At 45.0% G+C, this 13,694-nt stretch carries 13 protein-coding genes; 4 read left to right on the forward strand and 9 right to left on the reverse strand.

The window, feature by feature from the left end; translation table 11 throughout:
• Positions 1-160: 160 nt before the first annotated feature.
• Together R2Q26_RS06775 and R2Q26_RS06780 are read left to right on the forward strand one after the other, a co-directional pair.
• The gene (locus R2Q26_RS06775) at positions 161-1,339 is read left to right on the forward strand and encodes an NAD(P)/FAD-dependent oxidoreductase (protein ID WP_317535589.1); all 1,179 of its coding nucleotides are present in this window, start codon (positions 161-163) and stop codon (positions 1,337-1,339) included.
• A 580-nt stretch (positions 1,340-1,919) separates the two neighbouring features.
• Positions 1,920-2,630: a dienelactone hydrolase family protein gene (locus R2Q26_RS06780; protein WP_317535590.1), complete on the forward strand. Its 711-nt coding sequence runs from the start codon at positions 1,920-1,922 to the stop codon at positions 2,628-2,630.
• Between the two features lie 65 nt (positions 2,631-2,695).
• Here R2Q26_RS06780 and R2Q26_RS06785 read toward each other — a convergent pair whose 3' ends face one another.
• The 6 genes from R2Q26_RS06785 to R2Q26_RS06810 all read right to left on the reverse strand — a co-directional run bounded on the left by R2Q26_RS06785 (position 2,696) and on the right by R2Q26_RS06810 (position 7,992).
• Positions 2,696-3,070, reverse strand: a complete 375-nt coding sequence (locus R2Q26_RS06785) for a DUF393 domain-containing protein (RefSeq protein WP_317535591.1) — start codon at positions 3,068-3,070, stop codon at positions 2,696-2,698.
• 23 nt (positions 3,071-3,093) lie between these two features.
• Positions 3,094-4,557 (reverse strand): 4-hydroxy-3-polyprenylbenzoate decarboxylase, encoded by a 1,464-nt coding sequence (gene ubiD / locus R2Q26_RS06790; RefSeq protein ID WP_317535592.1) that lies wholly within the window; start codon positions 4,555-4,557, stop codon positions 3,094-3,096.
• A gap of 43 nt (positions 4,558-4,600) precedes the next feature.
• Positions 4,601-5,545 carry a 4-hydroxybenzoate octaprenyltransferase gene (gene ubiA / locus R2Q26_RS06795; RefSeq protein ID WP_317535593.1) on the reverse strand — a complete coding sequence of 315 codons (945 nt, stop codon included), beginning with the start codon at positions 5,543-5,545 and terminating at the stop codon, positions 4,601-4,603.
• Positions 5,542-6,084 (reverse strand): chorismate--pyruvate lyase family protein, encoded by a 543-nt coding sequence (locus tag R2Q26_RS06800; RefSeq protein ID WP_317535594.1) that lies wholly within the window; start codon positions 6,082-6,084, stop codon positions 5,542-5,544. The genes ubiA and R2Q26_RS06800 overlap by 4 nt, the downstream gene beginning before the upstream one ends.
• Positions 6,085-6,217: 133 nt before the next feature.
• Positions 6,218-6,955 carry a metallophosphoesterase family protein gene (locus R2Q26_RS06805; protein WP_317535595.1) on the reverse strand — a complete coding sequence of 246 codons (738 nt, stop codon included), beginning with the start codon at positions 6,953-6,955 and terminating at the stop codon, positions 6,218-6,220.
• 146 nt (positions 6,956-7,101) lie between these two features.
• Positions 7,102-7,992 (reverse strand): Tim44-like domain-containing protein, encoded by an 891-nt coding sequence (locus R2Q26_RS06810; protein WP_317535596.1) that lies wholly within the window; start codon positions 7,990-7,992, stop codon positions 7,102-7,104.
• Between the two features lie 158 nt (positions 7,993-8,150).
• On the opposite strand from R2Q26_RS06810, the gene R2Q26_RS06815 reads away from it, so the two are divergent.
• Complete coding sequence (locus R2Q26_RS06815; RefSeq protein WP_317535597.1) at positions 8,151-8,849, forward strand: SDR family oxidoreductase; 699 nt, start codon at positions 8,151-8,153, stop codon at positions 8,847-8,849.
• A 268-nt stretch (positions 8,850-9,117) separates the two neighbouring features.
• Here R2Q26_RS06815 and gatB read toward each other — a convergent pair whose 3' ends face one another.
• The 3 genes from gatB to gatC are packed head-to-tail and all read right to left on the reverse strand — an operon-like array spanning position 9,118 to position 12,422.
• A complete protein-coding gene (gene gatB / locus R2Q26_RS06820) occupies positions 9,118-10,557 on the reverse strand; it encodes an Asp-tRNA(Asn)/Glu-tRNA(Gln) amidotransferase subunit GatB (RefSeq protein WP_317535652.1) in 1,440 nt (479 codons plus the stop codon).
• Between the two features lie 53 nt (positions 10,558-10,610).
• Positions 10,611-12,077 (reverse strand): Asp-tRNA(Asn)/Glu-tRNA(Gln) amidotransferase subunit GatA, encoded by a 1,467-nt coding sequence (gatA, locus tag R2Q26_RS06825; RefSeq protein WP_317535598.1) that lies wholly within the window; start codon positions 12,075-12,077, stop codon positions 10,611-10,613.
• A 57-nt stretch (positions 12,078-12,134) separates the two neighbouring features.
• A complete protein-coding gene (gene gatC, locus R2Q26_RS06830) occupies positions 12,135-12,422 on the reverse strand; it encodes an Asp-tRNA(Asn)/Glu-tRNA(Gln) amidotransferase subunit GatC (RefSeq protein ID WP_090569266.1) in 288 nt (95 codons plus the stop codon).
• A gap of 138 nt (positions 12,423-12,560) precedes the next feature.
• On the opposite strand from gatC, the gene R2Q26_RS06835 reads away from it, so the two are divergent.
• Complete coding sequence (locus R2Q26_RS06835) at positions 12,561-13,622, forward strand: rod shape-determining protein (RefSeq protein ID WP_090569269.1); 1,062 nt, start codon at positions 12,561-12,563, stop codon at positions 13,620-13,622.
• The last annotated feature ends 72 nt before the right edge of the window (positions 13,623-13,694 follow it).

Consider the following 13,694-nt stretch of genomic DNA (forward strand, 5'->3'; position numbering starts at 1 on the left):
TGGCTTTTTATTGATACGAAACGAATCTATTATGGATGATTTAGTTATCCAAAGCCATTAAAAAGCCAATATAAGTGAGATTTTCGAGGTAATATATTTCAAGGTGCTTTGACAAGCAGAGGTGATAAGTTTTTAGCGTGCATCTTATAAAGGAGCTACCATGAAACATCACAAATACCTTATTGTCGGTGGTGGGATGACTGCCGATTCAGCTCTTCACGGTATTCGCCAAATTGACCCAAATGGTACCATCGCCATGATCTGTGAAGAATTACACTCGCCCTATGATCGCCCTCCGCTAACTAAGTCATTATGGAAAGGCGCGAAATTTGAATCAATCTGGCGTAGCAAGCGTGACCTTGATGTTGCTGTCCATATAGGCAAAAAAATAGTCAATCTTGACCCGACCAAAAAGACCGCGACTGATAATGTCGGAAATATTTATACCTATGAAAAACTTTTACTCGCCACTGGCGGATTAGTCCGACGATTGCCCAATGTAGATGCAAATATCATCTACTATAGAACCGTAGATGATTACCAGAAGTTACGCGAACTATGCGAGCAAGATTCAAATTTTGTTGTCATCGGGTGTGGTTTCATAGGTTCAGAAATTGCTGCTGCACTTGCAATGAACAATAAACACGTAACCATGATTTTTCCTGAAAAAAGTATAAGCGCGCGTGTTTATCCACAAGCACTCTCAGAATATTTGAATAGCTATTATCGAGAGAAAGGCGTCACCATCCATGCAGCCGACAGGGTTAAAGCCATTCGGAAAGAAGGCGCCAAAATGAGTGTGATTACTGAAAATGGTATTGAAATAGCCGCTGATGGAATCGTAGCCGGACTAGGAATTCAACCTAACACTGACCTTGCCAAACAAGCCGGACTTGCAGTAGATAATGGCATTCTAGTCGATGAATGGCTGCGCACGAGTAATCCTGATATTTATGCTGCAGGCGATGTAGCGAATTTCTATAGCCCTCTCCTGGAAAAACGAATACGGGTAGAACATGAAGACAACGCAAATATCATGGGGGAAATGGCTGGCAAAAACATGGCTGGTCAATCAAATCCTTATCATTATCACCCTTATTTCTACTCTGATCTATTTGATCTGGGATATGAAGCAATAGGTGAGCTTGATGCTAGCCTTGATATCATTGAAGACTGGAAAGAGCCCTTTCGCAAAGGCGTGATCTACTATTTGCGTAATGGGCAGGTACGCGGTGTACTGCTGTGGAATACATGGGGTCAGCTTGAGGCTGCTACTCAATTGATTGCTGAAAAAGCTCAGCACACCCGTGCAACTCTGTTAGGACGAATAAGCGATTAGTTATTACGCTTTTGCCAGCATTTGCCTGATTAAAAGCTTGTATCGATGCACTTGCACGCCAGAGAACAAAAATCCTGGAAATCCTTCCAGGATTTTTGAGGTTGCTTTATTTGACAACCTCTATCAATAGCACAAACAAAATACTCGCTACTAACTTAGCGATAACCTCCAACCTATCACCCAACTTTTTATCAAGTGCACTAATTGTTCACGTTTTTGATGGTATCGGCAGGCAGTGGTACCAGTTCTATTTTATAAGCTTGTTGGGAATCTTCAGCGCAGCGCCCGGCTGCCATGGAAAATGCTGCAATCCATAAGGCTAGATTGTGCAGCTCATGCGTTTAATGTTAAAACACCTCTGGAACCCTTCGAATCATAAATACTGGATATGGGTTTTATAATGACTTCGAGTAATTTGCTTTATCCACGGCGAGGATGCAGATATTTCTTGATCATTGCAGGCATTCAATTGCTCATGCATTATTTGGTGACTCAAAAGATTGCTTTGGGGTTTAGCTGATCAAGCTAGCATAAGATAATGATTGTTTCTTCCATATCAATTAATAAGGAGTGAATAAATATGCTTACAAAATACATTGATTATCAGGATGGCGATACCCAGCTGGAAGGTTATATGGCCTATCACGAAACAAACACCCCCAAACCGGCCGTATTAGTTGCGCATGACTGGAGTGGTCGGCGCGAATTTGCCTGTAAGGCAGCAGAAAGAGTCGCAGCAATGGGTTATGTGGGTTTTGCGCTGGACATGTATGGTAAAGGTATTTTTGGTCGCGACGGGGACACTGAAGGTAACGCGGCACTCATGAATCCTTACGCAAGTGATAGAGCCCTGCTGAGGCAAAGAATTAACGCAGCATTACATGCAGTGCGAAAACTACCACAAATCGATGCGGCAAGAATCGCGGCAATGGGCTACTGTTTTGGTGGAATGTGTGCACTGGAACTGGCTCGATCTGGTGCTGATGTAAAAGGTGTAATCAGTATTCATGGCATTTTTGCACCTGGTAATGTAGCCAATAAGAAAATGAGCGCTAAAGTACTCTGTTTACATGGTCATGATGACCCTATGGTACCACCAGAGCAAGTGTTAGCTTTTGAGAAGGAAATGACCGAAGCAGGGGTAGACTGGCAGGTGCATGTCTATGGGGGTACCATGCATGCCTTTACCAACCCTATTGCTAATAATCCCGCTTTTGGAACAATCTACAAGGAAATAGCGGCAAAACGGGCTTATCAGTCGATTACCAATTTTTTGGCTGAGATATTTTAGTATGTAGTATGGCATGTGGTAACTAGCACAAAGGGCGCGCCTTGCCTTTTGTGGCTCATCAAAAGCTACCAATGCTTCTTCGCTTTGTTCCATTTATACAACATGACAGCGAATTGATTGTAAGCAATCCGCCCTAGCTGTTTAATAATAGGCAAACCCAATAGCGTTGCCTTCCATTTTTCGCTAGGAGAATGCCGCCAAATGATAAGAAACGCATCGAAACCGATATAAATTTGATCATGCTCATCAACGACATGCAGTCGCTCGCGCACCTGCTCAATCTCTGAATTGATCTCAGTAACTAATCGGGGATTCGAATGTATATCTTTCCATTCGATCGAACATCCTTCCATCTTGCTTTTCTGGCTTTCTATGCCAGCTTTACAAACCGGACAGGCTGAGTTGTAATAGACTTTGATCAGGTTTCTTCCTCTATCCACTAAAAAATTAAGCTAGCATTATTTCAAAAAGGCAACTCACTCCAGAGCTGATCAATACGCATTTTGACCGCAGCATCCATTTCAATCGGTCTGCCCCATTCACGTGTCGTTTCTCCCGCCCATTTGTTGGTAGCATCCAATCCCATCTTACCACCCAGACCAGAGATGGGGCTTGCAAAATCCAGATAATCAATCGGGGTATTTTCCACAATCAAGGTATCTCGCGCTGGATCAACGCGTGTCGTAATCGCCCAAATGACTTCTTTCCAATTACGGATATCGACATCGTCATCTGTGACAATGATGAACTTGGTATACATGAACTGACGCAGAAAACTCCATATCCCAAACATCACCCTTTTGGCGTGCCCTGGGTATTGCTTTTTCATGCTAACCACAGCCATGCGATAGGAACAGCCTTCTGGTGGCAAATAAAAATCGACAATTTCAGTAAATTGCTTTTGTAACAGAGGCACAAATACCTCGTTTAGTGCTACGCCCAGAATAGCCGGCTCATCAGGTGGTTTGCCAGTATAGGTGGAATGATAAATCGGGTTACGGCGCATGGTAATGCGTTCGATGGTGAAAACTGGAAAAGTTTCCTGCTCGTTATAATAACCGGTATGATCACCATAGGGTCCTTCAATAGCGGTCTCATCGGGATAAATAAAACCTTCCAGCACGATTTCTGCACTGGCGGGCACTTGCAAGTCATGGCTTAAGCATTTGACGACTTCTGTTTTGGCACCACGCAATAATCCAGCAAATTGATATTCACTGAGACTATCAGGCACCGGAGTAACAGCCCCCAGGATTGTTGCCGGATCAGCTCCCAAGGCGACTGCAACAGGATAGGGTTGGCCTGGATTGACCATGCAGAAATCACGATAATCCAGCGCTCCCCCTCTGTGCGCAAGCCAACGCATAATTACTTTATTTGGTGCAATGACTTGTTGTCGGTAAATACCAAGATTTTGCCGTGCTTTATGTGGGCCGCGCGTAACGGTAAGCCCCCAGGTAATCAGCGGAGCGACATCTCCTGGCCAGCATGTCTGAATAGGTAATTTGGCTAAGTCGATTGCCTGCCCTTCCCAGATGACCTCCTGACATGCGGCGCTGGAAGCTACCTTTGGTGCCATGTTGAGCACCTGCTTCAGCACTGGCAGCTTTTCCCATGCATCTCTCAGGCCTTTGGGGGGATCAGGTTCTTTGAGATAAGCCAGCAATTTGCCCACTTCCCGTAGCGCAGTGACGGATTCTTGCCCCATTCCCAATGCTACACGCTCAGGCGTGCCAAACAGGTTGCCCAAGACTGGGATACTATGCCCTTTCGGTTTCTCGAACAGCACAGCAGGACCGGCTTTTTTGAGTAATCGGTCACAAATTTCGGTCATTTCCAGCGAAGGATCAACCTCGGCCCTCACTCGTTTCAGTTCTCCTCGGTTTTCCAGTTGCACGAGAAAATCACGCAGATCTTTGTATCTCATTGATATAAATAGCCTAGAAGTTTCTTGTTATTCCATTTCCAAATCAAACCTGATACGAAGGCGTGCCGCAGACGGATAAATAATACGGCAAGAAGAAGCCGATTAAGTCAGGTTTATTTAGAAATGAAATGATTAAGGAATCCAGCACAATCCCAGCAAATACTGTAGCACCAACCCAGTTATTATGCAGAAAAGCCTTGAAACAATTAGCAGGGTTACGCTCACGAATCAGAAAATACTGATAAATCACCAAGCCCAATGCCGCTGCCAGTGAGAGATAATAAGGAACACCTCGTTGCAACAGCCATCCCACATAAACCATCACGCCCAGAAAGACAGTATGACACAGCATGATACCAGTTACGTCAAAACGCCCAAGGGTAATTGCAGATGTTTTGATGCCAATTTTGAGATCATCCGCTCGGTCAACCATGGCATATTCCGTATCATAGGCGATGACCCAGCATAAGTTGGCGAGCAGCAATAACCAGATGATAGCAGGTAGTTCACCGGTCTGCGCCGCAAATGCCATAGGGATGCCAAAACTGAAGGCAATACCAAGATACGCTTGCGGCATGACAAAGAAGCGTTTGGTAAAAGGATAAGTTCCAGCCAGAAACAATGCGCCCACAGAAAGCAGCAATGTCAATTGATTCAGTGGCAATATCAACAAAAATGCGCAAAAACTCAATCCTGCTGCCAGCAACACGGCCTCTTTAGGGGTGACAATACCGACAGCCAACGGGCGGTTCTTAGTACGCTCAACATGAGGATCGATACGGCGATCGGCAAAGTCATTGATCGCGCACCCGGCTGAACGCATCAATATCGTGCCTATAACGAAAATAACCAGAATCATCAAATCAGGCAGACCATCAGCCGCAAACCACAGCCCCCACAAGGTAGGCCATAACAGCAACAAGATACCGATGGGCTTATCCAGCCTTATCAGTTTTGCGTAGGCGATAAACCGCTCTTTATTCATCATATTTTCAACCTCAGAATGGCTGGCAAAAAGACCTCAGTGACCAGTATCGGCTGTCCCTGTAATGTAAATAGTGAACGCCGTGCCCATAAACTAGGCGGTGGGGTCTGCAATCGCTGGCATGCTCGTTTAAAAAGCGGATGATGGGTATTCAGCTGTTTATAACCAAATTCAGCGCGTTTGATCATCGGATTAGTAAATAGCATGGTACCTAATGATCGATTGCCCAGGCGACTCAACCCACGCCATGCATCATCGAGGTGTTTCCTTGCAACCACTGAATGAGCAAATATCACGGGGGTATCGTTACAGTAAAGATACACTTCGCGCACTAAAGCCAATTCACTGCGACGTAAATTCATTATATCCAATTCATCGGCGCATGCAGGTGCAAGCGATTGAAAGACCGGCTCAACCAAAAATTTGCTACAGCGTTGCTGTATCAAGCGTGTCAGCGAGTCTCGATGCAACAACCACCAACGGATGTTAATTGCCGCATTGACGGGAACAGGATGCCACGCCAGTGACCGGTTAGCACTCATGAAGCAAAATGACAAAAGCTGAGATTATAAAGCAGACATAGGATAAATGATGTTAACTTTATTAAAAAGCAATATAGATCTACTTGCGATCAGGATTTTCAGGCAATATTATCAGTCCAATTTCTACTACTATTTAGAACATATACCCTGTTGCAAGCGCCTGCGCCCAATCATAATAGTGGCGTGAATCTGCCAGTTTGACCATAGAATCATGGTCATAGGGTACAGTGATAAGGGAAGCTATCCACTGATCCTTAATGCGCTCCACAATGGCATAGTGCGCATCTGGTGAGCCCGTTTCAATGACATGAAAATAAGGCGTTGCATCATCATAAGCTGGCAAACCTACACTACCCGGATTAACAACGAGCTGGCCAGATGAAGCCCGAATTGCTCGTGGCTTATGAGTATGTCCACACAGAACCAGTTTTGCCAGCGTTGTCCCCAGACGCTCATCTACTTCTTTACGCGTTGCCATACGTGCTCCTTGGGCCTCGACGGTTTCCAGGAAATAGGTTGAGTCGCTTGCCGGTGTACCATGACAAAGCAGGATGTCTTCTCCCAAATCTGCTTTATGCGGAAGAGATTTGAGCCAGGTAAGTTCTTTCGGCGTTAACTGGGAATAGGCTAATTCATCCACATCGGTACATTGCTCAGTACCATATGCGAGAAGTTGGCGATCATGGTTACCCGAGATATGTATCCAATCCTGTGCCATTAAATATTGTGCTGTTTCCAATGGCAGCAGTGGGCCTGACAAGTTATCACCGAGATTTACTACAGCATCAACACCGCTTTGCTTAAAATGTGCAACAACCGCTTCCAGTGCAGGTAAATTACCGTGGATATCTGACACGACAGCTATTCTCATAGCAAGCCTCCGCTTAGAAAAACGTTAGCCTTAATATTTACGATATTTACAATGTATAACCCCACCTACCCTAGGATGAGATAGGCGAGGGATGAATACCGCCCAACGCAGCTATCGGGGCAGCCTGCAGATTTGTTTACAACCTCTTAGGAAGGTTGTTGGATTCCTGCTAGTAACCAGGCTGCATTACGACCCCTGAGATCTTTCTCCACATGCCAAATCTCATCAAATGACTCTGGCGATGCATCGGGTGATTCACGCAATTGCCCATTAAAGCGCACGCTGGCAATGGCCATATCATTTGTAACTGTGACATCCAGTAAGTTTGCATCAATGAAGAGCACCTCTGTTTTTTGAGGCTTGTCACCACTCTCGTTGATTTGTGCTTTAAGCTCAGCAAACATTTCAGGTGTAGTATATGCACGAATATCATCCAAATTATGTGCACCATACGCCTCCTGCAAATGAATAAACGAGAGTTTAGCATTACGCAAGAACGGCTCTACCTCGAAATCTGCAGGAATACTATTTGTAGCACCGTTGCTATCTGTAGTAGTCGAGCCAGTTTGCTCCATAGCTGGGGGTGCTACCGAGGTTGGAGGAGTTGGAGTGAGAATACTGCCAGCGCGATCTGCCCCGGCACCCGAAAACTGTATTGGACGAGACACCTGATCTGTTCTGGGTTTACGCATCATGCGGATAATAAAGAATATGACGGCAGCCAGTACCACCAGCACCAACATATCCGCCATATTGATACCGTCAAAGGCTCCCCCCATGAACAGAGCTGCCAACAAACCACCCGCAGCTAACCCGGCTAATGCTCCGCCCCATTTGCTAGCGCCACCCGCTGCAGCAGCAGATGCAGGCGCTGCTGATTGAGATTGTGCTGGTTTTGGAGTAGCCTGTTGATTGATGGAATCGCGTTGCTTCCCAATACTTTTACCACTACCCATCCGTCTTGCCTCGGCGTCGTCAAATGGAAGTAAGGTAAAAGTAAACATGGCTAAAGTCAGAAGTGTCAGTATTTTCTTCACAATTATCTCCAAAAGTACTGTTAAAAAAATGAGTATAACATTATCGTTCGATTGTAGTGACTACTTGGAATTCCCCTAAACAATTTATTTTGTGCTGCTATATCGTAATTTTGAATCAAGTAGACTATTTATTCACAAGGTGAAGGAGTAATAACAATATGGCAACCACCCTGATTACCGGTACAAATCGTGGGATTGGATTAGAGTATGTCCGTCAATATGCTAAAGATGGCTGGCAGGTAATAGCCTGTTGCCGTCAACCTGCAAAAGCAGAAAATCTTAATCGACTCGCCACCCAATACCCGGATCACATCAGAATTTATGCACTTGATGTTGCAGATCATCAACAAATTGATCAATTATCCAGGTCGTTGGCTAACGAAACCATTGATCTGCTGATCAACAATGCCGGAGTTTATCCACCTTCTGATGATGGCGGTTTCGGCAGCATCGACTATACTGGATGGACTAATACCTTCCAAATCAATACGATGGCGCCACTCAAAATGGCTGAAGCTTTTGTCAATCAAATCAGCAACAGTAGCCTGAAAACAATTGCTACCATTACCAGTAAAATGGGAAGCATTGCTGACAATCAGCGTGGTGGCAGCTATATCTACCGCTCGAGCAAAGCAGCAGTCAATATAGTTGCCAAGAGTCTTGCTATTGATTTGAGAACTCGTGATATCATTTCAGTACTGTTACACCCAGGCTGGGTAAAAACCGATATGGGCGGACCAGATGCACTGATTTCAACGGAACAAAGCGTCACAGGCATGCGGCAGGTATTAAGGGGAATAACATTAGCAGATTCTGGAAAATTTTTTGCCTATGATGGACAAATAATCCCTTGGTAGCGCATCCTGATGAATTAGAAAACAAATGAAATACAGGAAGCAGGATTCACCGATTGCCCGTTCCACCCAATCAATGAGTTTTTCGCTCCCTCTTATCTTGCTCAATTTTAGATCTGGGGCAGGACATAAGTAGCTTTCAGACATCTTATTCCATTTCTAAATCAAACCTGACTTTGTTGGCTTTGCCTTGCCGTATTATTTATACGGCCTGTAGCTCGCTCTTGCGTCATGTTTGATTTGAAATAGAATTACCCGCTGTTAAAGTGGTTTATTCCAGCAATTTTTTCTTGAGTATCGTATTAACCTGAGCAGGATTCGCTTTCCCCTTGGTTGCTTTCATGACCTGACCAACAAGCGAGTTAAAAGCTTTTTCTTTGCCACTACGATAATCTGCCACTTGTTGTGGATTAGCAGCAAGAACCTCATCGATCAGCTTTTCGATTTCATTATCATCGGAAATCTGCTTAAGCCCTTTGGCAGCAATGATGGCATCAGCACTACCACCATACTCATTTTGCCACATACTATCAAAGACATCCTTGGCGCTTTTTCCAGAGATGGTGTCATCGCTGATACGCGCAAGTAATCCTGCCAGTTGCACAGGGCTAACTGGACATTGTGATATCTCGATATTCTCTTTATTGAGTCTGCCACTGACTTCACCCATGATCCAGTTGGCACAAAGCTTAGCCTGTGCGGGCAGTTGCTTGACTGTATTTTCAAAATAATCAGCTGTTTCTCTGGTTGCAGTCAGAACACTTGCATCATAGCTGGAAAGTCCATAATCTTCGATATAACGATTACGCCTTGCTTCCGGTAACTCTGGCAACATTGCCTTGACCTGCTCAATCCATTCTTTGGGAATACTCAACGGTAGTAAGTCAGGGTCAGGAAAATAACGATAATCATGCGCTTCTTCCTTACTGCGCATGGTACGGGTTTCATCCCGATTAGCATCATACAGTCGCGTTTCCTGTCTGATGCTGCCGCCGTCCTCCAGGATTTCAATCTGTCGTCTAGCCTCAAAATCAATTGCTTTTTCGAGGAAACGGAATGAATTGAGATTCTTAATCTCACAGCGGGTACCGAGCTTTTCTGTTCCACGCGGCCGGACAGAGACGTTAGCGTCACAGCGAAATGATCCCTCCTGCATGTTGCCATCACAAATCCCGATCCATCGAACCAGGGTATGCAATGCTTTCGCATATGCAGCTGCTTCTGCACTACTGCGCAAATCAGGCTCAGAAACAATTTCCAGTAATGGGGTGCCGGCACGATTCAGATCGATACCACTCATCCCATGAAAATCTTCATGTAAAGACTTGCCGGCATCTTCTTCCAGGTGTGCACGGGTCAGCCGTACTGCTTTCTCGATATTACCCACCTGGATCTTGATACTACCGCCCTGTACCACAGGCAGCTCAAATTGGCTGATTTGATAACCTTTGGGTAAATCCGGGTAAAAATAATTTTTTCGCGCAAAGACAGAAGGTGAATTAATTTTTGCGCCAATCGCCAGGCCAAATTTAATTGCACGCTCAACTGCACCATAATTCAATACTGGCAATATCCCCGGCAATGCGATATCGACTCCACATGCCTGGGTATTGGGTTGCGCTCCATAGGCGGTGGAGGCGCCTGAGAATATTTTCGATTGCGTCGAGAGTTGAGCATGTATCTCAAGACCGATAACGATTTCCCATTGCATGTTCAAAAAACCTCTCTTACTTCTGGAATAGCCGATAAATCATGAATAATTGTTTACTTTGCTTCAAACAAGCCGACAGGTGCGCGCAAGTGCCAGTCTGTTACTTGCTGATATTGGTGCGCAATGTTTAACATCCGAGCTTCTTTGAAGTAATTACCAACAATATGCAGTCCCACCGGCCTGTTCTTATCCCCAAACCCGACAGGAATCGACATGGCGGGTAAACCGGCCAAATTCGCTGCAATGGTGTAAATATCCGATAAATACATCTGTAATGGATCGTTGCTTCTTTCTCCAAGATTGAATGCTACTGCCGGTGAAGTCGGCCCCATGATGACATCACATTGCTTAAATGCTTCAGTAAAATCGCTTGCAATCAAACGGCGCAGTTTCTGCGCCTGGAGATAATAGGCATCGTAATAACCATGGGAAAGCACGTAAGTACCAATCAGGATACGACGTTTGACTTCTGCACCAAAACCTTCGGCTCGAGTTTTTTTATACATATCCTCGAGATCAGTATAGCGGGAAGCACGATAGCCGTAACGTACCCCATCGAAGCGAGAAAGATTACTGGATGCTTCGGCCGGCGCCAAAACATAATAAACCGGAATAGAAAGCTTGGTATTGGGCAAAGAAACCTCAACCATCGTAGCCCCTAGCTTACGATACTCAGCAATAGCGGCTTCTACGGCACTTGCCACATTATTACTCATTCCTTTAGCAAAGTATTCCTTGGGTAGTCCAATACGTAGCTGCCCAAGTGGTTTTTCCAGATCACGCGTATAATCTTCAGGTTCACGCTGCAGACTGGTTGAATCACGCTCATCGAACCCTACCATTACATTCAATAACAGCGCCAGATCTTCAGCCGATTTAGCCATCGGACCACCCTGATCCAGGCTAGAAGCAAATGCGATCATGCCATAGCGAGAAACCAATCCATACGTTGGCTTGATGCCCGAGATACCGCATAGCGCTGCTGGTTGGCGTATGGAGCCACCCGTATCCGTCCCCGTTGCAGCGGGTACCATCCGCGCAGCTACTGCACATGCAGATCCACCAGAACTACCGCCGGGAACGGCCAGGGTATCCCATGGATTTTTGACCGGCCCATAATAGGAGGTTTCGTTACTTGACCCCATAGCGAACTCATCCATATTGGTCTTACCGATATTGACTGCTCCGACTTGATTGAAGCGCTCGATTACCATCGCATCATAGGGAGAGACAAAATTTGAGAGCATTTTCGATCCACAAGTCGTCAGCCATCCTGTGGCACAGAAAATATCTTTTTGTGCCACAGGAATTCCTGTGAGAGGATGCGCCTGACCTGATGCAATCATTTTGTCAGCAACTTGCGCCTGCGCAAGACTCATCTCTTCATTGATGGTAATAAAAGCATTTAACTCTGGATTAAGCGACTTAATGTGTTTAAGAAACGCTTCAGTCAGCTCGACGCTGGAAATTTTCTTTTCCAAAAGCTGTGTGGCGAGCTGCTTAAGACTAGCATTCAACATGGGGATTCAAAGGAGAATTACAAAAATTAACTGAAAAGAGGTAACATGCCTATGTTTTTACTCGATCACCTTAGGAACCAAATAAAGTCCTGCTTCTACCTGTGGGGCAATAGATTGAAATAGAATGTGTTGATCAGATTCTGTAACGACATCTTCACGCAACCGTTGTATCATATCTTGCGCATGACTCATTGGTACAATATTGGATGTATCTACAGCCTGCATCTGTTCGATCAGGCTAAAAACACCAGACAATTGTGCAAGCACTTGTTTTGATTCATCTTCATTAATTTCAATACGAGCAAGATTGGCTACACGTTTTACATCATCTACTGATAAAGTCATTTGCTGTCATAAGCTTTATATTCAAACACGTAATAGAGTATCATGACATGCCTGATGAGCACATACTTTTTGTAAACCCTATAGTGCTTGAACCACTTCTTTTTTTGAATCTGTCATCATTAATGGAATTTTGCCCTCATGTTTAACCTCCTGAATAATAACTTTCTAGGAAATTATTTCTCAACGGATATGGCAGTTGATCTAGGCACAGCCAATACACTGATCCATGTTCGCGGTCACGGTATCGTATTGAACGAACCATCCGTTGTTGCAATTAGACAAGAAGGAGGATCCAGCGGCAAGAAAGTGATCCAGCAAGTTGGACTTTCAGCAAAGCAAATGCTTGGGCGAACACCTGGCAACATTACTGCAATTCGTCCTATGAAGGACGGGGTAATTGCTGATTTTACCGTAACTGAACAGATGCTGAAACAGTTCATCAGAAAGGTAAACCCTCCTCGCCTGTTTTCTGCTAACCCACGCATTGTTATTTCTGTTCCCTGTGGCTCAACTCAAGTAGAGCGACGCGCAATTCGTGAGGCAGCTTTTGGAGCAGGCGCACGTAAAGTAGAACTTATAGAAGAACCGATGGCTGCTGCCATTGGAGCGGATTTACCTGTTGAGACGCCGACGGGGTCCATGGTGGTTGACATAGGCGGCGGCACGACTGAAGTTGCGGTGATTTCTCTGGGAGGCATTGTTTATTCAAACTCAGTACGTGTGGGGGGTGATAAATTTGATGAAGCAATCATCAATTATATTCGTCGCAATTACGGCATGATGATAGGTGAAGCCACTGCCGAGATCATCAAAACACAAATTGGCTCAGCTTACCCAGGATCAGAAGTACGTGAAATCGAAGTCAAAGGACGTAATCTGGCAGAAGGTATTCCACGCAGCTTTACGATTTCCAGTAATGAGATTCTGGAAGCAGTGACTGAACCATTGAACAGCATTGTCAGTGCAGTTAAAATTGCCCTGGAACATACCCCGCCGGAGCTAGGTGCTGACATTGCTGAAATGGGAATGGTCATGACAGGAGGTGGGGCTCTATTGCGTGATATTGATCGTCTATTGATGGAAGAAACTGGTTTATCAGCCATTATTGCAGAGGACCCGCTCACCTGCGTAGTGCGGGGCGCTGGTATCGCACTTGAAAATATCGATCGATCTATCGGTATTTTTGCTCGCGAATTTTAATCCGATTTCAATTTCTTATCATGGATTATTTAAATAAATAACCCAGTGACGAAATTTTAAAATTTAAAATGT

This window comes from Nitrosomonas sp. Is37 (genome assembly GCF_033063275.1).
In the GTDB taxonomy this organism is placed as follows: Bacteria; Pseudomonadota; Gammaproteobacteria; order Burkholderiales; family Nitrosomonadaceae; genus Nitrosomonas.

Coding starts and splice junctions, on each gene's coding strand:
- R2Q26_RS06775 (WP_317535589.1), top strand. CDS start 161: ATGAAACATCACAAATACCTTATTGTCGGTGGTGGGATGACTGCCGAT.
- R2Q26_RS06780 (WP_317535590.1), top strand. CDS start 1,920: ATGCTTACAAAATACATTGATTATCAGGATGGCGATACCCAGCTGGAA.
- ubiD (WP_317535592.1), bottom strand. CDS start 4,557: ATGAGATACAAAGATCTGCGTGATTTTCTCGTGCAACTGGAAAACCGA.
- ubiA (WP_317535593.1), bottom strand. CDS start 5,545: ATGATGAATAAAGAGCGGTTTATCGCCTACGCAAAACTGATAAGGCTG.
- R2Q26_RS06800 (WP_317535594.1), bottom strand. CDS start 6,084: ATGAGTGCTAACCGGTCACTGGCGTGGCATCCTGTTCCCGTCAATGCG.
- R2Q26_RS06805 (WP_317535595.1), bottom strand. CDS start 6,955: ATGAGAATAGCTGTCGTGTCAGATATCCACGGTAATTTACCTGCACTG.
- R2Q26_RS06815 (WP_317535597.1), top strand. CDS start 8,151: ATGGCAACCACCCTGATTACCGGTACAAATCGTGGGATTGGATTAGAG.
- gatB (WP_317535652.1), bottom strand. CDS start 10,557: ATGCAATGGGAAATCGTTATCGGTCTTGAGATACATGCTCAACTCTCG.
- gatA (WP_317535598.1), bottom strand. CDS start 12,077: ATGTTGAATGCTAGTCTTAAGCAGCTCGCCACACAGCTTTTGGAAAAG.
- gatC (WP_090569266.1), bottom strand. CDS start 12,422: ATGACTTTATCAGTAGATGATGTAAAACGTGTAGCCAATCTTGCTCGT.
- R2Q26_RS06835 (WP_090569269.1), top strand. CDS start 12,561: ATGTTTAACCTCCTGAATAATAACTTTCTAGGAAATTATTTCTCAACG.